The organism is Paenibacillus sp. UNC217MF (genome assembly GCF_000686865.1).
GTDB lineage: Bacteria > Bacillota > Bacilli > Paenibacillales > Paenibacillaceae > Paenibacillus_B > Paenibacillus_B suaedae.
On sequence record NZ_KK366028.1, the window covers coordinates 86,597 to 106,405 of the forward strand.

Sequence of the window (19,809 nt, forward strand, 5' to 3'; positions counted from 1 at the left end):
TTAGTGGAATAAAGTTGTTGCCGGGTTAGAAGTGATTTAAGGGATTCAAATCTGCATTTCGTCTAAATCTATTAATATAAATTCAAATGGTCGAGGAGTGTATCATTTATGTATAGAGTGGCTATTTGCGATGATGAGGAAAAACAAAGAGAGCTTGTTAAAAGCCTCCTGATTACTTTGTCGATAAAGACAAATATAGAATTTGAAATCGAATTATTCGGCTCGGGAGAGCAATTGGTATCTCATTATGAGTCCAAAGGACCCCCGTTCCATATTTTAATTTTGGATATCGAAATGGGTGGGCTGAACGGGATTCAGACAGCTCGTAGAATAAGAGCGTTACATAACTTGGATGAACAAATTATATTTCTGACAAGCTACCCTGAATATATGGTAGAAAGTTTTGACGTTATGACATTCCAGTATTTAATAAAACCTATCGCCCCCTCGATCTTGGAGGAGAAAATCATCAAACTATGCCAATACTTTCGAACACTTGATAAAAAGTTTATGGTCATCAAGTCAGCCTATGAATCAATCATTATTAAATATGACGACCTCATTAGCATTGAAGCTGCCAAAAGCTTAACGATAAAGAGCAAACTACATTTTATTACTGCTGATCAAACCTATGAAAGCAAAGGAATTATTACAGATTATGCTTTAGCTTTAAAAGACAGTAACTTCCTGCAAATCCATCGCTCCATTATCATTAATCTACTTCATGTGAGGAAGTTTGCTAGCGGAGTTGTCCTCATGTCCAATGGGTTGGAATTACCCATAGGCCGTTCTAAAATTAAAGAGGTTAAAGATGTTTATACCAAATATATGATTAGGAAGATCGAATAATATGATTCAAAATAATTTACTTGTTGTCTTTATCATTGTACTTGTGATGGGCGTTCAACTTAATTTTTTCTTCAACTCGGTTTTTGGTAAATCAGCTAAAAAACATAACCGATTTATTTACTTTATTATCTTTGGGCTACTCGATTTCCTATATCTTGTTATTCCCGTCTCACCAATTATATCTTCGATTCTAGCCTTGCTTATGATATTTAGTATCGTACAATCTTATCAAGTAGAGATGAAAACGAAGATCATTTTCTCTATGCTTTACAGTGTTTTAATGTCTCTCGTTACTGGTATATCCCTTTATATTTTTTATACCCTAGATTCAATTGAGTTTAGCTTTGATCCTGTAAATGAAACTAATAAAATTGTCTACATGAAAGCTATTTTGCTCTCTTTCATCATCATGTTTGCCATCATTCAGATCATACGACCATTTGCAAGACATAGAAGTTACTCTTTGCATTATCGTTACTACGTATTAATTTCGGCTATTCCACTCATGAGTATATATCACCTATATATTCTAAATTATAAGACCGTCTATTATTTCATTTCCGCTATTGGTTTTCTTTTCTTAAACGTTATGATTATATATATTTTTGATTCGATTATTGATAAATATAAATTCATGCAAGAGCATACTCAACTGCAACATCAAATGGATTATCAAGATGCGAATTACGAAAAGGTCGTTCACAGCTTCAAGTCCATTAAAAGAATCATTCATGATACGAATCAACAATTTTTATATATTGAAGAATGTATTAAGCGAAATGAGTTAGCAGCTGCAATGGAACATATTAAGACAACCTTAAATAAAGTCGAAGGGGCGTATCAGCGGGTTAATACGGGGAATCTGGTGATAGATGCTCTTATCACAAATACGCTTAATATTGGACAAGCCAATGGCATTAGAATAGATACAAAGCTTAATTTATGGTCGCAAGAAATCCATATAGACCGTTATGACTTATGTGTTGTCATTGGAAATATGCTAGATAACGCAATAGAAGCTTCTAAAAAGTTAACGATTGCAGAAGATAGGTACATTCTTATAAAAATACATTCTACCGAGTCTAGCTTACTCATTCACATCTTGAATCATATGGAGAATGAAGTTGCCCACTTACATAGCCAAAAACCATCTCCTGAATTTCATGGTATTGGATTAACGAATATCGCTAGAATCTGCGACAAGTACGGTGGTCATATGACCATTGAAACGGAAAATAAAGTATTTAATAATATGGTCCTCCTGCCGTTTTAAACGAACAATCCTTAGACAATATGTTGTTTAGGGATTGTTTTTTTCGTTTCAGGGCGTTTTTTATTACAGCAGCCTTCTTCCGTGTATGATGAATTCAGTATGTACAATCTGGAAGGATACTACGAGGAGGAATGAATAATGAAGAGAATGGTTTCTATAGGAATGGCCGCTTTGCTTATTGCCATTCCGGTCACCCCTGCTTTTGCTCACACGAATCCGGCTACTGTAAAAGATAGGGCACAGGTGCTGGCTTCGAAGCTTCTTTCCGTCTCTGGTGCAAGTGGTGTGCAGTATGCCATTATGGATAAGGGATCCATTGTTTTATCAGATAACGTCGGTATAAACGATAAAGCTTCCAAAACTCCGATCACCAAAGACACCATGTTTGGTATAGGTTCGATAAGTAAAATGCATGTGTCTGCTGCAGCGATGATACTAGCTGATGCGAATAAAATTGATATTGATAAGCCACTTACAACGTATATCAAAGACTTCAAAATGGCAGATGAAAGATATAAAAAAATTACACCTCGTATGTTAATGAATCATTCGTCAGGGCTTTACGGTACTCACCTTCCGAATAGTTCTTTATTCGATGACAATGATACAATAGTCCACGATGAATTATTGAACAAGTTACAATCGGAACATTTAAATTCAAATCCAGGTGAATTCTCCGTTTATGTAAACGATGGGTTTGATCTGCTTGAAATCATGATTGAACGAGTGAGCGGTATGAGCTATACCGAATTCCTTGCGAAATATGTGAGCACGCCTCTGAATTTAAGCTCAACGAAAACACCACTTGATCAATTTGATAGAGAAAGGGTAGCCAAAGCTTACTTCCCTACGATGGATCAGGCTTTACCCATTGAGAATGCTAACACCCTTGGGTCAGGCGGGCTCTACTCAACTGCAGAAGACTTAACTAAGTTTGCAGATATGTTAATAGGTAATCGAGCGGATGTTCTATCTAAACAATCAGCCAAAGCCATGCAAAGTCCTGAATATAAAAGAGGAATATGGGTTTCTGAAAAAGCGAACGCCTTTAACTATGGTCTTGGTTGGGACACTGTTCGCTTGACAGAGTTTGATGATTACGGAATAACGGCATTATCCAAAGGTGGAGACGTTGCTACTTATCACGGTTCCTTGATTACAATACCAGAACATAATATTTCTATGGCTGTGCTTTCTTCAGGAGGGTCTTCCGTATTCAATCTTGCATTTGAAACGAAAGTTTTATTAGAATACTTAAAAGACAAGGGGCATATTAAGGAAATTCTACCCGAGAAAACATTTAAACCTTCCTTGAAGGTGAACATGCCATCTGAAATGCTTTCTTATGCTGGATTGTATGGTACAAGGGATTCAACCATAAATGTGGAGATTAAGAACGGAGAGATTGATTTACCTGCACAAAACGGAGGGTTGATACCCGCACAAACATATGTGTATACGGGCGATGGACAATTCAAAAGCAAAGATGGCAGTGCAACAGTAAGCTTTGACAAACAAACAAATGGAAGAACATATGTGAAGCTTAACGCCTATACGAATAACCAAGGATTAGGTCAGTCCATGATGGTGCTCTATGCTTATCAAAAGCTGGACTCCAATCCACTCCAACAAACAACTAAAAAGGTATGGGAAAATAGAAACGGAAAAAGTTATTATAGGGTGGATGAAAAGATAACTTCTGTATTTTATCTGGCCACGCCAATGATATCAAAGACAATATCCGTTGATATGGATCATGGATACGCAAATGGGACTAAAATTGTTAATGAGAATCAAGCAGTAAATGCTATCCAAATTCCGATTATGGCCGGAAGAGATGTATTTGATCTCAACTTTTATAAAGAAGGACATACGGAGTATTTAAAGATTGATGGATTCTCTTATATCGATGAAGATGCTATTCAACCCATTTATGAAGGGAAGGATTCAACCAGCAGCATACCAGCTAATGGTCAGGTTAGATGGTATAAAATTGATGATAAATCAGCCAATCGAGTTATGAACGTTAAGACTCCGGTAAGTGGGGGATTTGCCGTTTACGACAAGAATGGAATGTCTGTAAACGTCTCAAAGGTAACTAATAATCATTCAGTAGTACTGCCTGAAAGCGGGATGATCGTTTTTGGCGGGAAAGCGGGCGATGTATTTAAAATTGAATTGAAGAATAAATAGATTTCTAGCATAAAAGTCCGCATAACCAGCGGACTTTTTGATTTGCCTATTCTGCCCCCCCCTTATTTCCAGAATCCAGGTAAAAAGTAGGTAGATTCAGGACAAGCGATCATTATAATGAAATTAAGATACAAGGTAAAAATGAACTCAAGAAACCAAAATTGTCCTGTAATCAAGGGTAGAAGAGAGGATGACGGAAGTGCCAATTCATAACCAAGCTCACCCTTCTGATTCTGTTAGAGAAGACGGTAGTTATCCCATTGACCTGACAGGTCCTCGCAGCCACACGCTTGTCATTCGGCCCGGTGTGGGCAGCCTATCTATCGGATCGCCGGAATTGGGAAAAAGGGACCTTCATGTCGCGCCAGACGCGAGAATCGATTGGACCGTATTCGATGCCTTTTCTACGCCGGCGGGCTCGCCCTGGCCGCGATTTCTGTACTATTCAGGCAGTGACACGGGCTTCTTGGATTGGGCGCAGACACGTCCCATTGAAGAGATGACGTGGGCTCCGATCCTGTCTACCGATACGGTGGTAGACGCCAGCCAGTCCATTTTGCATAGCTTGCATATCGCGCTAGGCCAGTCCGGAGGGTGCTTGAGCTTGAAGCTTCCGAAGGGATCTTTCCGCCTGAACGTGTCCGGCAATCTATTACGATTATCGGCCACTGGAAATATGCCGTATTCTCTGACACTAGCACCGCGCACCAGCCGTCGAAGGAATGATCCTCCTTTCATACTCCCCAACCTCGGTGAACTGCACCAGGTGACGAGCCTGACGCTGCAAAACACGCCGCTGGGACAGCCCATCTCGCTGGACTGTCTAGACCGGTTCCCCAACCTTGACTCACTGAGTTTGTGGGGGAACTTCTGTGACATGGACTTGTTGGCTCGTCATGCCCGGTTAACGAATCTGGAGCTGCGCTTCATGCCTGATTTAGAGGACATGCCCTCCTTGGACACGTGGCCGTTGCTTGAAGGATTTATCGCCTACAATGTGGAAGAGGCCGCGGGCAAGCGCTTAAGGCAGCAAGTGAAAACACGCGCCAAGACACACCCATGGGCCGGCTATTCTTCAGTGAGCCAATTGCGAAAGCCTGAGTGGTGGGAGAGTGAATATGGCCGCCCGTTCTCGTCTTGGCCTAAACGTCTGGCCAAACTGGCTAACGAAGCTTACAATGCTGCACAGGCATCCTTGGCGCAGGCCCACAGCCTTGCGGATGCCGAGGCAGCCATTACTGCTTTCACCGTGCGCTTCAATACCCTCAAAGGTATCGAAACCACCGAAAGAGAAGACCTTGGCGAAGCAGTATGGCAACTCAGCCAGTCCGATCACCAGATTGGCCAGCCTATAACGGAGGAGATGGCCGGGCGCTGGTTCGATGCAGCGCGCGATTATTGATTGAAAGGAGATCAAGTTATTAGCCAATTCATTCGAGGAAATGATCGAAGAGAATTTTTATGAATGGTAATTTGTTCAATTCGGCAGATTATGCTAATCAAAGAGGCCATCCCTCAAGTAGATTGATCTACTTTTGGGACAGCCTCCTTTTGTCTGTTCAAGTCAGACCGCTAATCAAGCATTCTGCTCCTGTTACAACTTAAACTGCCTTATTTTCTCTTGGAGTTCTTCTGCCATGCTAGACAGTACATTTGCAGAAGAAGTAACCTCCTGCATAGAAGCTAACTGTTGCTCCGTTGAGGCAGCAATATTCTGTGTTCCGCCTACGGCCTCATTGGTGACGGCCAAAATTTGATTCATCGATGATAGAACTTCGGAAATACGAGATGTCATTTGTTCTAGAGCAGTAGGCACAACTTGGATATTCAGCGACACTTCATCAACCGCATCGCGAATTTCATTAAACGATGTTCCGGCTTGGTTCACCAAATGAAGTCCTTCATTAACCTCTCTTGTACCATGCTCCATAGACTGGACAGCATTTTCAATTCCTTCTTGGATACTCTCCACATAGGACGTAATCTGCTGCGCCGAGTTGGAAGACTGTTCAGCTAACTTCCTCACTTCACCTGCAACCACAGCAAAGCCACGTCCATGTTCTCCAGCGCGGGCAGCTTCTATAGAAGCATTCAGGGCTAACAAATTCGTCTGATTAGCGATTGTATTGATGACTTCTACGATTCGCCCTATGTGAAGGGCATTATCTACTAAGTATTTCATGGACTCAGCAGATTGGTTCACTGTAGAACTGATAGAATTCATCTGTCTAACAGCCATATCAATCGCTTGATTTCCTTCCGTTGCAAGGTTAGTCGCAATAAACACCTTATCCATGACAGCTCGGGAATTGGATTCAATTTGTCCTACTTTTGTCGATATATCGTTTATAGAACGATTCGTTTGATTAATATTCCCTGCCTGTACTTCCGTTCCGGTCGCCAGATCCTGGACGATAGTAGCTGTTTCCGTAGACGCCTTGGTTGAATCTTCGGCGCTAACTGATAATTGTTCTGAGGAACTCGCCACTTGTTCGACAGTGACTTGTACTTGCTCCAAGGTACTATGTAACGATTGAACCATCTCATTGAAGCTCTCACATAATTGTCCTAGTTCATCATTGGAGTGGACAACCACCTTCTGTGTGAGGTCACCTTTGCTGATCTTTCCAATACCACGAATTAACTCTTTGATAGGACGTAACAGCCTTTTTAGACCAAAAATTTGTATGATGACCCCAACAGCCAAAAACAACAGTGAAGCGATCGCTAAAGACCAAATCAAATTTTGCTGTTGTTCTGAAATTACCGATGCATTCACGTCAATCCCAAATACGGCCACGAGCTGTTGCTGTTGATCGAGGACTGGAACTAATACAGTGAGCCATGATCCAATATCATCATTGTAAATAGGGGGGATTACTATCGACTTCGTTTGCTTCAATGTTTGGAATGCCTTAACCATATCAGTCGGCTGATCAAATAATTCTCCAGGTTTAAGTCCCACTTTTAATAAATGAGTAGGGTTAGATATGATCCTCGTCTTTGTCCCATCCACGAGATCCGGCTCGAATATGAACCCTTGCGCTACATTCGCATTTCCATTTGACAATTCATCCAGTAAGGACACAAGCTTTTTCTGAATTGTTGAATCTGAAGAAAGACTTGTCTTCCCTCTTTTCAAGTCTTCTACTTCAAATCTATTCTTCCATAATGTCGCAACCCCTGTTGCCTGCTCTTCCAAACTGCCAGTAAGTGCACGACTCATAATCGCGTAACTAATCACTGACATGATCATACAGGCTAGAACGATTCCCGAAATAGAGAATAGCAAGTTTTTCGAAAAGAAGGTTAATGCTGTTTTCTTTTTTCCCTTCCCCATGATCTCGGCTCCCCCTTTTTATGTTTAGTAAATGGCCTATTAAACAGAGTATAGTACAATAGATGCGACATAGAAGTCCTTTATTTAATTTTTTTGTGTACAAGTGACTCCCGTCAACGGGCATGGTAGAATGGTAATTGTTGGGATGAGGCGATTGCTGCAGATCCTACAAATCCTGTTCTTGCTCATGTAGATGTATCTGCTTGAGGAACAAGTCAAGGAGAAGTGGGAAAAAGCAAAAGCGGCCTACCCGATTCAAACGCTACATAAAGCGGAAGAAACGAGTAAGCCGCCGCCGAAACGGACGATAGTCCGCAACAGGAGATCGAAGAAATGAGAATCAGAGCAATTGACAAAGTAATGGGCACAGAAGAAGCTTCTGATCGTTGGGGATTGAGCCAATACCATATAAAACGTCCGTGCTGGGATGAAAAAGTGATAGCCAAACGTATCGGAAAAACGTAGGTGCTGGAACGTGACCAGCCGAATACAGAATCAGGAGCAATGAAAATGACCACGATAGAAACCATTTTGCAAGCATAAGAATCGCAACACTCAATGAACCGACAGACGAAGTTGTGGAGCTGCTAGCGGCCCTTTCTTTTAACCGCACGCTTGAAAAGTGCTTCTTTTGATGCGTCAGTATGGGAAGCCAATCCGAACGCCAGGGAACTTCCTGCGCCGAGCGATCCAAGAAGGATGGTCATTGAAGACCACTAAGCGACAGGCACTAAACTGGAAATTAATAGGAGGGGAATATGAAAAAATTTTTCAGAAATTACTTACAAGTAGTATCACAAAGAAAACGATCACATAATATTGCAAATCTTGTCATCAACCTTGCTCTTATTATATTTTTTCTCTCATTTGGAATAACAAGAGGATATCTAAACAACGGATTCGTTTTAATATTTGTAATGTTTGGGTGCTCTGTGCTTCTTATGAAAACTTCGTTTGCTCTTTACTGCCTAATAAAGAAAAAATCCCCTTGAGATACCTCAAAAGGGGATTTTTTATGATTATCTTAATTCAGGTGGTTTGCTACTCCAAGGCAAAGCCCCAGGCATCCAAGCGCCTACTGAGTATGTATACGTATACTCCATGCCCCCACCTCTAGGATTTTCCCATTTTGTTACTTTTATAGACACCTGTTCACCAGTTACATTATCAATGTCATTTTTAGCACGTTCTAACATTGCCGTGTACCCGGCCTGAGTCATTGCGGAGAATACTCCATATATGATCGATGATACTCCACTTCCAACACTGATCCCAAGCCCTATTAGAAAGTCTCTGTATGCAGAGTGAGTTGCAAGTGCAGCTCCATCAATAAACCTAGTGGCCTCGTATTTACTGTCAAAATACATATAAGTATTATGTGCCTTAACCCCATATCCATAATCAACAGTTTCCTTTTTTGGGTCAGGTGCTGCGCTAGCTAAAGCTGAAAAACTCGTAGACATTAAGCATACTACAAGCATTGTAACAAGAAACCTTTTCATGTTAAACATGTAATTTCCTACATTTCCATGATATGTAATCTATTATATGGGGTACTTCTATCTTTGTAAATACTAAAAATAAGAGAATCTAAGGGGATTGGAAGAGAGTTTGTCGCGTATTGAGCAAAATTTTCCGAAAAGAGTTACAAACGGACATACGGGCCACCGGATCCGCAAATCCCGTAAACGGCACCAGTATCCAGGCACCATACCGGCAGGGGCAAGCCCACTTAACTGACAACCATGTCACACTTTTCCGGAAGGGAAAATAAAAACAGGCGAAGGATAAACCCTAATGTCAAAAGGAAATAAAGTATTAGACTGGCAAGCCAACTTGTAGCTAGCCGCTGCCAGCGTGCCGATCGCGCCGAACCGGCGCTTCCGGAATACGGTCAATGAACCGTATGATTAAGTAGGAATATTTGTATTTCAATGCCAATACACTTTACCTCTTACGGAACATAATAGATTCTTACACTTGGAGGTAGCCATGAGAGAATTCGGCAATTAACGAGTGTCGAATCGGCAAATGAATTTATAAGGAGCCATCGATTAGCGTTTCTCTATATCACCATGACAGGCTGCAGTGTGTGTCATGGATTGCGGCCGCAGGTACAGAAATTATTGACGAAATACCCGGATATCCAACTGGCGACGATCAATGCACAAGAAGTTCCGGCGGTTGCCGGGAGTTTTTCTGTCTTCACCGCGCCCGTTTTATTGCTTTACGTGGAGGGGAAAGAATATATACGTGAAGCGAGAATCGTGCATCTGGATCTGCTGGACGAAAAAATTCGTAAAATCTATGACTTAGTGACGGAACCATCTTCTGAAGGGGAATGACAGCCAATCATCGATGTCCTGCCCGTCGCAGCTCACGTAAATTCCAATATTTACACTTGTTGATACTGATATATTTATTTATAATAGTGACAATTTAATAAGATACCTTTAATTCAGTCCCGTGAGGCTGACAAGGACAGCGGAATGTATGATCTTTATAGGGATACGTGTGTATATGCACGTGTACCTATTGTTTTACTGCGATCGTAAACGGCTTATTGTCAGGGCAACTGGGCAATAAGCCTTTTTTATTGCTCCTGAAAGCCATCGATCATTCCCGCCTGTTCCATCTGCTTGAGCATACTCGGTATCTAGACGATCTGGAGGATGGATAATGGAAAAAGTGGATTTGGAATTCTCATTGCAACCTGTACCACAAGCACATCGGAATGGATTTTGGAAAATACTCGCCGTGATGCTTGGATTTACGTTCTTCTCGGCAAGCATGTGGTCAGGCGGAGCGTTAGGAAATGGCTTAACGTTCAGTGCTTTTATCGGAATTGTACTGGCAGGGAATCTGATCTTGGGCATTTATACAGGAGCGCTTGCGTATATTGCGGCCAAGACGGGTTTATCGACTCACTTGCTGACGAAATATGCGTTTGGCACGAAAGGTTCCTATCTATCTTCAGGATTGCTAGGTTTTACGCAGGTAGGCTGGTTTGGTGTAGGGGTAGCGATGTTCGCAGTCCCAGTTCAGAAAGTAACAGGAATGAACGTGTACGTCTTGATTGCGATTGCAGGAATCCTAATGACGGTGACCGCGATCTATGGAATTAAAGCATTGGCGATACTCGGCATCGTAGCTGTACCGTCGATTGCGATATTAGGAAGCTATTCAGTCTTCGAAGCGACTTCAACAGCAGGCGGATTGCAAGGATTAATGAATTATCAGCCGAAGGAAATGATGGGTCTTGCTACAGCATTGACCGTCTGTATCGGATCCTTCATTAGTGGTGGTACGCTAACACCGGATTTTGCACGCTTTGCTAAAACGACTCGTTCAGCGGTTGTATCGACGGTCATTGCCTTCTTCCTTGGAAATTCGTTGATGTTTCTATTTGGAGCAGTAGGCGCGATTGTATATGGTAAAGCGGATATCTCAGATGTTATGTTTTTGCAAGGCTTGATTATGCCGGCTATCATCGTGCTAGGGTTAAATATTTGGACGACAAATGAAAATGCGCTGTATGCATCCAGTCTGGGCTTCGCCAATATTACGAAGCTGCCTAAGAATATCATTGTTGTCTTTAATGGAGCAGTAGGTACGATCATGGCGATGTGGCTGTACAATAACTTCGTAGGCTTCTTGACGGTACTTGGCTCGATTTTGCCGTCGATTGGCGCAATTCTGCTAGCGGACTTCTATATCCTGCATCGCGGATCCTATAAGAAATTCGAAGAAATGAGCTTCAAATCCGTGAACTGGATTGCGATATTGGCATGGATCGGTGGTATTCTGATTGCTCAGTTCGTCCCTGGCATCCCGCCTATTAATGGCTTGATTGGTACAGCTGTGCTGTATGTTATAGGTATGAAGTGTTTCCCGGAAAAACAGTTTAACGTAAACGAGAAAAGGGGAATGAGCAGTGATTATTCAACAAGCGAAGCTTAGAGGTCGCGAAGGTTTATGGGATATCGAGATTGTAGATGGAGCATTCAAGACGATTACCCAAAGTTCGCTTCCTACAGAAGGACATGAGGTCATTGATGTGAAAGGGAGCTTGGTGCTTCCTCCTTTTATTGAGCCGCATATTCATTTAGACACAACCTTAACAGCAGGGGAGCCAGAGTGGAATCAGAGCGGTACGCTATTTGAAGGCATCCAGCGCTGGTCGCAGCGGAAGGAAACTCTTTCTGTAGAGGACGTCAAAACGAGAGCGAAAACTGCGCTTAAATGGCAAATCGCTCAGGGCATTCAGCATGTGAGAACTCATGTGGATGTGACAGACCCTACTCTAGTAGCGCTTAAGGCGATGCTGGAAGTGAAGGAGGAGATGTCGCCTTATGTGGATCTTCAGCTCGTTGCTTTTCCACAGGAAGGGATTCTCTCCTATCCAAATGGAGTAGAACTGCTTGAAGAAGCGATGAAAATGGGGGCCGATGTGGTTGGCGGCATTCCGCATTTCGAGTTTACACGCGAATATGGCGTAGATTCGATGAGAATCGCATTTGATCTCGCCGAAAAATATGATTGCCTCGTCGATATCCACTGCGATGAGATTGACGATGAGCAGTCCAGATTCGTTGAGGTAGTAGCCAAGGAAGCTTACGAACGCGGCATCGGCGCACGTACAACGGCCAGCCATACCACGGCGATGGGCTCCTATAATGATGCATATGCGTACAAGCTGTTCCGGCTGCTGAAGATGTCGGGGATCAATTTTGTATCCAATCCACTTGTGAACATTCATTTGCAAGGACGTTTTGATACGTATCCGAAGCGCAGAGGCTTAACACGGGTCAAAGAACTTCAAGAAGCAGGACTTAATGTGTGCTTTGGTCATGATGATATTTTTGACCCATGGTATCCACTTGGGACAGGCAATATGCTTCAAGTTCTGCATATGGGTATTCATGCTTCACAGCTTATGGGCTATGAGCAGATCGTGAACAGTATCGATATGATTACGAAGAACAGCGCGACGACGCTGCAAATTGAGGATAAATACGGGATTGAGGCAGGCAAGCCAGCCAATTTTATCGTATTGAATGCGGAAAATGAGTATGAGGCCATTCGCAAGCAGGCTGCGGTACGATATTCTTTCCGTAACGGTAAGATCATTGCCGAGACAAAACCGAGCGAGACGAGCGTGAAGCTGGGCAGTATAAGTGAGATAGTTACGTTTCAAAAGTAAAATAAGAGGCAGGCCTTAGGGTCTGCTTCTTTTTTATATATGCAAGAGGCACAATGTTTTCCAATTCATGGTATGATCTGCCTAGTGGCAATTCTGTTTCATTGAAATAGCATTTGAGCCTAATTTAGGCATCAATTTTCGCTTCGCTATGTATATCAAGCGCATCTTGTAGACTCGATAAAGGTTTACTAGCCTTAAAAGCCCCATGTGAGTTTTGCCTTGCAGGGCTTTCCATGTAATTGTATCCAATAGCATTGAAATTGCACTAAACGGCTAATTGAGTAATGTGGGCGTAGAAATAGGCATACGTATCAGTCAGAATCGGAAGTTCAAGCAAGCAAATACCCAAAATGATGGGGAGGAACTTGATTTATGCTTCGGAAATGGCTGGTTTTTGCAATTATCGTAACGGGTATGATTCACTTGGCAACGCTGTCCTTGAACAGTAGCGTACTAAACTGGATCTTCAAGCTTCTGCCGATGGTGCTGATCATCGTGCTCGCAGTTAGTTCGCCGTTTGCGGGTAAGTTGAAGATGTATAAGGTTTTGGTCGTGATTGGATTGGTTTTTAGCATAGCTGGGGATGCGTTGCTACTGAACAACAGAAATGAGTGGTTTATGTTCGGATTGCTGTCTTTTTTGGTAGGGCATCTGTTTTATGTAGCGGCCATGATAAGGCGTTGGGAATTTTCGTTGTTAACGTTGGTGTGCGTGGTACCGATCAGCTTGTATTCTTGGCTTATCGGTTGGCAGTTGCACAATGGTATCATGACTAATAGCAATAATAGCGCATTATGGCTGTCAGTCGCCATTTATGTAAGCGTTATCTCCGTCATGTGCTGGACTGCCATCATGAGTAGGAACTGGCATGCTACGGTCGGGGCGATTTTGTTCGCCGTGTCGGACTCGATTCTGGCCTGGAATAAGTTCGTCAGTAACGTGCCGGCATCAGGTATTTGGATTATGCTGACGTACTTCGCCGCGCAGTTGTTTATTGCAGGCAGCATTGCGAATGTATTCGGTGGCAAGCAGTTGTCGAAGGGCCGCGCCCTGAGGATGTAGGTGGCACACTTTAAACATCGCATGCGGGGAACCGTATCATAAATGACGTCGAAGAAGTGTGGGGAAGGTATAGAGGTTTGCAGCGAGAAGATAATATTTCCCATTTCCATTGTATAATGATGTTGAAGGCTGAGGACTATTACAATGATTTGTTATGAGAAATGGAGAGGGACGGGGACTCTGCACTACTTTGGATTGAACTTGCCCTTGATCGCATGAACACGGAAAGGAGCAATACATGACGATACAACCAGGGGACGTATTCGGATTCTGGAATTCATTATTGAACGCTTATGTTGCATGCCAGATTACGCATATTGTTCCAGCAAATCAACCAGATGAGGAAGACAGTTATGCCGCATTGATGCTGCATTGGACCGGAGTGGAGCTTCCTTCCATCGATCAGTTGAAACAGGTAAAGCCATTTGAATTAAACTATTATTTCTGGAATGAGCTGGATCATCTCATTAGTGAAGGTCCGATTCCTCCGAACTATACCTATATTGGGAATTTCGAAGTCCTTGTGCAGGAGCAGCCGAGAAGTTACGGAGACTGGGATCGCGAGAACAGGCAGTATCGTCAACTGCAGTGGGAACGCATTCCAGAGAACAAACGGCATAATTTCAAAGCGGCCAGTAAGGCGGACGGAAGCCAGCAGGTAGAAATTGCTGGAGTCAAGGTGCCATGGGGTCTTCGATCCATTTCTCTGGATGAGGTTCCGGATCTAACTGACTACACAGAATTGGATCGTCTGCCTTGTCTGACATCCTTGAAGGTTTTCGATTGGAGTTCTGCACTGGAGGACTATGTAAGGACGCATGATTTTATTTATAAGCTGGAAATAAATCTCGAGGCAGAAGTAGAAAGGATCGATTTGCAGCACACGCTCATCACTGATATTACAATAAAGCCACCCATAATACATGAGCTGCTTTTGCCTAACGACATGAACCAGATCATACTTGAGGGAAGTTTGCAGCATGATGTCCATATCAAGCACGAGCAGGAAGGGCACGGCATCATGCTTCAATTGAATGGCGAGGCGGTGAAGTCCTATCGTTGCTTATCGGGACTAGCGCATTTGTCTGATCTGGTTCTGTATGCTGTCGATGACATCGATTTAGGAGACGTCATCGATAGGTTTCCTTCGCTACAGAGGCTACGTGTGGGCGGCAACCCAGGCTATATCCGTGGGATTGAGCAGTTGTACAAGCTCGAACAGCTTCAAATGTTCACGACGATAGACATGTTTGGCTTTTCAGGAGATCAATTCCCACGCCCGGATCAGTTGCCGCAGCTGCACACGTTATGGATGACCAGCTTACCGGATGATGCTGCTAAGACGATCAAGCAAGCTTACAAGCAAGCAGCCAAGCAAGGTCTGGATTTGTACATTCGTCAACCGCGCAAGCCAGAATGGCTCGCCGACAATCTCGATAATCCATTTCGGGCGTGGGACGGTCGGGAAGGAATTACACCTGCGCAAGCGAAAAAGGCTGCTTCGCTGTACAAACAAATACGCGGGCAACTACGGGAGCTTGCAGCTCAGGCACAAACAGGTGATATGTCATCCCAGGAAGTGCAGTTGCAACTCGAACACATCTTTTCTACCTATATTGAGGGTTTTAACAAACTCGACAAGCGCAAGGTGTTTATTTATACCGAGGAACGGGAGGAGATTTTTGATGCTGTGACTCCACTTGTATCCGGGATTGTTGAGGAATTGCGGGCGAATCAGCTCGAAATTGATGAACATGCACTGTGGGGATATACCGACCAGCTCCGCGATTTTTAATTCTCACGCCCCCCTGTTTGTGAGAGCATCACAATTGGATGCCGTTACCCGGCTGTTTGAACATTTGCCGGGTAGCGGCATTTTTATTGCCCAAACATGTTGACAATGATAATCGTTATCAATAATGTGGAGATAGAAATGATACCCCCCTATTTACTGAAAAAACTACTATTTGAAATGAGGGATGCAATGTGAAAATCGACGTTAATCAGTTAGCAGAGCATCTTGCTCACACTCCTTTTCAAGTAGAAGGCGTATATCGATATGCTAAAAATCCAGGTATGCCTCACGCTGACTATACAGATTCTTTTCCTGGATTCGTGTTTCCACTTACCGGGAAGGTGCAGTTTCATTTTAATGACACGCCTTATATCCTGTCGCCAGGGAAAGTTGTGCATGGGGGTGCCAACATGAAACTAGCTCAAAAGTTGTTTGGCAACACCAACTGGGAGTATATCCTTGTTCAATACCGGATATGTCACTCAGAACTAGAAGAGTCAAGCTTTTCCCATCAGCATTTTGAATTATCAACGGGACAATCCCCTCGTCTTATCGAATTAATTATGCGCCTGTGGCATGTGTATAATCAGCGCGGAGGCATTCCGATGTTTCAGACCGAAATGCTGTTTCGCGATGTACTGAATGAAGCTTTATTATGTGTGGCTAATAGGCAGAATAGCTGTGAATCACAAACTTTATTCGAACGGGTATCGAATTATATTCATGAATACTATGATCAAAGTCTTACCATAGAATCACTTGCAGAGCTTAGTAATGTTAATCGAAATCGACTTTCTTACGTATTTAGAAGACATGCAGGTATGGGGCCGGCAGAATATATATTAAAATATCGGATAAACATGGCGCAAGAAATGCTATTTACAAGTGATGTGCCTATACAACAAATTGCGCAAACGGTTGGGATTGCTGATCCCTTTTATTTTAGTAGAGTGTTCAAGAAGCAATTTGGTGTTTCTCCTACTGAATATCGAGCGAAGTTCATCAATAATCTATGCTAATTTCAACAGGCATCCATTCTAATCTACAACTGACTTTACTATACTAATGGCAAACGAAAGATTACATAATGTTGGAGGCTTTACGTATGCAAAAGAGGATAGGACTATTACTCTCCATGCTATTAGTAGTAGTCATACTTGCGGCTTGTAATGCAACACCTGCTGAAAATAAAGGAGCGACTGCAGAAGGTGCATCTACAACAGCTGTTGAGTCAGCTGCAAAGGATTGGCCAAGAACATTTAAAGATGCCTTAGGCAAAGAAATTGTTATCGAGAAAAAACCAGAAAAAATAGCCTCGTTGTGGTACTTTTACCCTGAAATATTAGTTGCATTAGGTGAGCCGCCTGTTGCTACTACGGAGAAAGAGTATCTATCGACTTTAACTTATTTACAAGGGAAGCTCGATGCAGCAGAGGAGTTAGGGGATAAGGTGTCTCCTAGTATTGAGAAAATTTTAGCACTTGAGCCTGATTATATTTTAGCAACCGAACAACATGAACAAATTTATGTTTCACTAGAAAAAATCGCGCCTGTCATTACGTTAAAATACAAGGACATCTATGAAAACTGGCAATATGGACTCCGTACAGTGGCCGAGATTATTGGTAAAGAAGATGAAGCGGAAAACGTTATTGATAAAATGATGAAAAAAATTACAACGGGGCGCGAAGCATTAAAGTCGATTCAAGGAGAGTCAGTAGCACTTATATTGTCTTGGGATGGGAAAACTTTCAATGTTCTAGGTGAAGGGAATCCTGTCTATACACTTGCGTTCGATAAAGAAAAGGGACTGGGACTTACACCAGATGATACATTTAAAGGTTCTATTAATAAATTTAATACATTTGAAGGAATTTCAACGGTTCAAGCAGACCATATCTTCCTTATAGGTGACATTACAAAAAAGGAAACATTAATGAATGACTTAAAACAAAGTAATGTATGGAATAAACTGAATGCCGTAGAGAAGGGCAATGTCTATTTAATGGATAGTTCCGCTATTACTGGTGGCCCATTAGCTATCGAATACGCTTTGCGAAATATAACAACTGCCTTACATAAACTCTAAAAGTCGAGAGCATATCATTGAAATCAAGGAGGGATTCATATGCATTACCAAGCTATTAATCTGAAGGAGCAGCTATCCACACTCAACGATCTCTGGTCTCCTAAACTCGTTGGTGAAATAAATGACCATCAATTCAAGCTCGTTAAGATTGATGGGGATTTTATATGGCACGAGCATCAAGGTGCCGATAAGGTATTTATGGTGCTCGAAGGGGAAATGTTCATTGCTTTTCGTGATGGCCAGGTGAAAATCTCTAAGGGTGAGATGTTTATTGTCCCGGGGGGAGCCGAGCATAAGCCTTTCACCGAAAAGGAATGCCATATCATGTTGATAGAACCTAAGGCGGCTGGATAAGTTTTGAGTCACAAGAAATAAACAGAGTAAAGGGCCATCCGCTAAGGTTGGCCCTAAAACTTGTCGTTACAGACAAGCTCAATTATTTTACATCAGCGGGTTGTTGTTGTGTCACACAATGGATCATTCCACCATCTTTATAAAGTTCTCTCACGTCAATTCCAATAACTTTACGGTCAGGGTATAGTTTCTGAATTGCAGCGTTTGCGATTTTGTCATTCGGATCATGATAATTTGGTACTAATACGATGCTCCATAGTCATATAACCTGGTTGAAGTAGTTCTCTACTTGGACGAGGAGCGCAGTAGGCAGTTCTTCCGCGCGGTGCAGCGTGTCAATGTCCTGCTGAATCTTAATTAATCTCAAAATGCACACCCCCTAGAAAAGGCTGTCTTAGATTTCAAAAAAATAATAAATATCTGAAAAGCTCATTGTTCAATTTGAGTCTGCGGGTGGGAAAATTTTTTTCACATTTTCAAGTTACACGCTATTGCTTTATAGAGTAATTTAATTTACTATACAGAGTAAGGGGGTGTTAAAATATGGATGGAGAGTTACAGCTTAACGTTCCGCTGTTGCGACGTCGAGTTCCCAATCTTACTTCTGCGGCACGGGAAGCTGGGCTTAGAGCTGCGACTGTTTCCAATCTTTGTACGGGGAAAATACCAGTTGGTCGAGCTGAAGTTAGAACTTTGGTAGCCCTTGCTTCTTTAGCAGGATGTAGTCTTGATGAACTCATTATCAGGGGGAGTGGAGTGCGAATGATTGAGACGGGGATCAAAGCCTTGGATTTACTTGCTCCGGTCGCGCGTGGAGGAACGGTTGGCTTTGTGGCAAAACCAAACATGGGTCAGTTGGTGTTATTAGCGGAATTTATGCTTCGAATGAAGAGACGGGGATTTGCAACTGTCTTTTGGGACCCGGGCTCTGATACTCCTGGCATCAACCATGTGCAAGCACAATCCGAATTTAATCACACAACAAAAGATGAAGTATATCAACGCATTGTGAATCTTCGTGAAGAAAAGGATATTCTCCTCGGGGCTGATCGGAGCAAGGTATTATCCGGTGAGTTGTTGTCTTTGCGAGAGAGTCTTAAAGAGGTTGGGGCTAGACCAATTACAATTGCTCTTGTCGACACAAAATGTGAGGTTGTCGACGATGAAGGTGCGTACGGTCCTTTGGACACACTCTGGAAATTTGACGCAGAATTAATTAGCCGCAACATTTACCCACCGATTGATCCCATTGCGTCAACATCTACAGTCCTGGAAGGAGCACATTTAGACGCTGTTCACCTTTCGACTCAACAACGTGCTCGAAAACTACTTCGCCGTTACCGAGAATTGAGATCACTTGTGACAACACAAGGGTTTGACAAAATTTCTGAATTAGATCTGCAACTTTACAATCGGGGGGAGAGGCTTGAATCTTTTCTTGCACAACCCTTTTTTGTCTCCGAACCGTTCACTAAGAAGACAGGTGAATGGTTGACTCTTTATGAAACATTGGAAGATGTTAAACGGATATTAGATGGTGAATTGGATCAGGTTGGAACATCGGAGTTATTTTTTAGAGGTCGTTTGGAGGTTAGGCAGTAATCTTGATTAGGGTAGGACAGTGGGCCAGTCATTTTTGACTGGCCCACTT

General features: G+C 42.6%; 16 protein-coding genes and 1 pseudogene. 14 read left to right on the plus strand and 3 right to left on the minus strand.

All coding sequences use genetic code 11. From position 1 onward, the window contains the following. Positions 1-108 precede the first annotated feature (108 nt). The 4 genes from BP95_RS0122015 (at position 109) to BP95_RS0122030 (ending at position 5,717) form a co-directional block, all read left to right on the plus strand. Positions 109-849, plus strand: a complete 741-nt coding sequence (locus BP95_RS0122015; protein WP_028533252.1) for a LytR/AlgR family response regulator transcription factor — start codon at positions 109-111, stop codon at positions 847-849. A gap of 1 nt (position 850) precedes the next feature. Next, positions 851-2,122: an ATP-binding protein gene (locus BP95_RS0122020; RefSeq protein WP_028533253.1), complete on the plus strand. Its 1,272-nt coding sequence runs from the start codon at positions 851-853 to the stop codon at positions 2,120-2,122. 138 nt (positions 2,123-2,260) lie between these two features. Continuing rightward, a complete protein-coding gene (locus BP95_RS0122025; RefSeq protein WP_028533254.1) occupies positions 2,261-4,315 on the plus strand; it encodes a serine hydrolase domain-containing protein in 2,055 nt (684 codons plus the stop codon). 199 nt (positions 4,316-4,514) lie between these two features. Then, entirely contained in the window at positions 4,515-5,717 is a 1,203-nt protein-coding gene (locus tag BP95_RS0122030) for a hypothetical protein (protein WP_028533255.1), read from the plus strand. A gap of 192 nt (positions 5,718-5,909) precedes the next feature. On the opposite strand, the gene BP95_RS0122035 is transcribed toward BP95_RS0122030, so the two are convergent. Further along, positions 5,910-7,655, minus strand: coding sequence for a methyl-accepting chemotaxis protein (locus BP95_RS0122035; protein WP_028533256.1), 1,746 nt, complete (start codon positions 7,653-7,655; stop codon positions 5,910-5,912). 333 nt (positions 7,656-7,988) lie between these two features. Here BP95_RS0122035 and BP95_RS34330 point away from each other — a divergent pair, with 333 nt between their 5' ends. Beyond that, positions 7,989-8,120 carry a helix-turn-helix domain-containing protein gene (locus BP95_RS34330; RefSeq protein ID WP_268631839.1) on the plus strand — a complete coding sequence of 44 codons (132 nt, stop codon included), beginning with the start codon at positions 7,989-7,991 and terminating at the stop codon, positions 8,118-8,120. A 554-nt stretch (positions 8,121-8,674) separates the two neighbouring features. Here the strand turns inward: BP95_RS34330 and BP95_RS0122050 are convergent. Next, on the minus strand, positions 8,675-9,166 hold the full coding sequence (locus BP95_RS0122050; RefSeq protein ID WP_021257490.1) for a hypothetical protein: 492 nt from the start codon (positions 9,164-9,166) through the stop codon (positions 8,675-8,677). Between the two features lie 564 nt (positions 9,167-9,730). Here BP95_RS0122050 and BP95_RS0122055 point away from each other — a divergent pair. The 8 genes from BP95_RS0122055 to BP95_RS0122090 all read left to right on the plus strand — a co-directional run bounded on the left by BP95_RS0122055 (position 9,731) and on the right by BP95_RS0122090 (position 18,158). Then, positions 9,731-10,000, plus strand: a complete 270-nt coding sequence (locus BP95_RS0122055; RefSeq protein WP_442952338.1) for a thioredoxin family protein — start codon at positions 9,731-9,733, stop codon at positions 9,998-10,000. Positions 10,001-10,334: 334 nt separating this feature from the next. Next, entirely contained in the window at positions 10,335-11,615 is a 1,281-nt protein-coding gene (codB, locus tag BP95_RS0122060) for a cytosine permease (protein WP_021260738.1), read from the plus strand. Continuing rightward, a complete protein-coding gene (locus BP95_RS0122065; protein ID WP_028533259.1) occupies positions 11,590-12,858 on the plus strand; it encodes a cytosine deaminase in 1,269 nt (422 codons plus the stop codon). Before codB ends, BP95_RS0122065 begins: the two co-directional genes overlap by 26 nt. Before the next feature lie 372 nt (positions 12,859-13,230). Beyond that, the gene (locus tag BP95_RS31115) at positions 13,231-13,920 is read left to right on the plus strand and encodes a lysoplasmalogenase (RefSeq protein ID WP_036667487.1); all 690 of its coding nucleotides are present in this window, start codon (positions 13,231-13,233) and stop codon (positions 13,918-13,920) included. 238 nt (positions 13,921-14,158) lie between these two features. Next, complete coding sequence (locus BP95_RS0122075; RefSeq protein ID WP_028533260.1) at positions 14,159-15,715, plus strand: hypothetical protein; 1,557 nt, start codon at positions 14,159-14,161, stop codon at positions 15,713-15,715. A gap of 191 nt (positions 15,716-15,906) precedes the next feature. Beyond that, the gene (locus tag BP95_RS0122080) at positions 15,907-16,734 is read left to right on the plus strand and encodes a helix-turn-helix transcriptional regulator (protein WP_028533261.1); all 828 of its coding nucleotides are present in this window, start codon (positions 15,907-15,909) and stop codon (positions 16,732-16,734) included. An 86-nt stretch (positions 16,735-16,820) separates the two neighbouring features. After that, entirely contained in the window at positions 16,821-17,804 is a 984-nt protein-coding gene (locus tag BP95_RS0122085; protein ID WP_028533262.1) for an ABC transporter substrate-binding protein, read from the plus strand. A gap of 39 nt (positions 17,805-17,843) precedes the next feature. Continuing rightward, complete coding sequence (locus BP95_RS0122090) at positions 17,844-18,158, plus strand: cupin domain-containing protein (RefSeq protein WP_028533263.1); 315 nt, start codon at positions 17,844-17,846, stop codon at positions 18,156-18,158. Between the two features lie 82 nt (positions 18,159-18,240). Here the strand turns inward: BP95_RS0122090 and BP95_RS32725 are convergent. After that, positions 18,241-18,408: pseudogene (locus BP95_RS32725) on the minus strand (agmatine deiminase family protein); the annotation flags it as partial. Between the two features lie 293 nt (positions 18,409-18,701). On the opposite strand from BP95_RS32725, the gene BP95_RS0122100 reads away from it, so the two are divergent. Further along, positions 18,702-19,760, plus strand: coding sequence for an ATP synthase beta subunit C-terminal domain-containing protein (locus BP95_RS0122100; RefSeq protein WP_028533264.1), 1,059 nt, complete (start codon positions 18,702-18,704; stop codon positions 19,758-19,760). The last annotated feature ends 49 nt before the right edge of the window (positions 19,761-19,809 follow it).

Excerpts from the sequence above, each read along its gene's own strand:
- BP95_RS0122015 (WP_028533252.1), top strand. The coding sequence starts at position 109 with ATGTATAGAGTGGCTATTTGCGATGATGAGGAAAAACAAAGAGAGCTT.
- BP95_RS0122020 (WP_028533253.1), top strand. The coding sequence starts at position 851 with ATGATTCAAAATAATTTACTTGTTGTCTTTATCATTGTACTTGTGATG.
- BP95_RS0122025 (WP_028533254.1), top strand. The coding sequence starts at position 2,261 with ATGAAGAGAATGGTTTCTATAGGAATGGCCGCTTTGCTTATTGCCATT.
- BP95_RS0122035 (WP_028533256.1), bottom strand. The coding sequence starts at position 7,655 with ATGGGGAAGGGAAAAAAGAAAACAGCATTAACCTTCTTTTCGAAAAAC.
- BP95_RS34330 (WP_268631839.1), top strand. The coding sequence starts at position 7,989 with ATGAGAATCAGAGCAATTGACAAAGTAATGGGCACAGAAGAAGCTTCT.
- BP95_RS0122050 (WP_021257490.1), bottom strand. The coding sequence starts at position 9,166 with ATGTTTAACATGAAAAGGTTTCTTGTTACAATGCTTGTAGTATGCTTA.
- BP95_RS0122055 (WP_442952338.1), top strand. The coding sequence starts at position 9,731 with ATGACAGGCTGCAGTGTGTGTCATGGATTGCGGCCGCAGGTACAGAAA.
- codB (WP_021260738.1), top strand. The coding sequence starts at position 10,335 with ATGGAAAAAGTGGATTTGGAATTCTCATTGCAACCTGTACCACAAGCA.
- BP95_RS31115 (WP_036667487.1), top strand. The coding sequence starts at position 13,231 with ATGCTTCGGAAATGGCTGGTTTTTGCAATTATCGTAACGGGTATGATT.
- BP95_RS0122075 (WP_028533260.1), top strand. The coding sequence starts at position 14,159 with ATGACGATACAACCAGGGGACGTATTCGGATTCTGGAATTCATTATTG.
- BP95_RS0122085 (WP_028533262.1), top strand. The coding sequence starts at position 16,821 with ATGCAAAAGAGGATAGGACTATTACTCTCCATGCTATTAGTAGTAGTC.
- BP95_RS0122090 (WP_028533263.1), top strand. The coding sequence starts at position 17,844 with ATGCATTACCAAGCTATTAATCTGAAGGAGCAGCTATCCACACTCAAC.
- BP95_RS0122100 (WP_028533264.1), top strand. The coding sequence starts at position 18,702 with ATGGATGGAGAGTTACAGCTTAACGTTCCGCTGTTGCGACGTCGAGTT.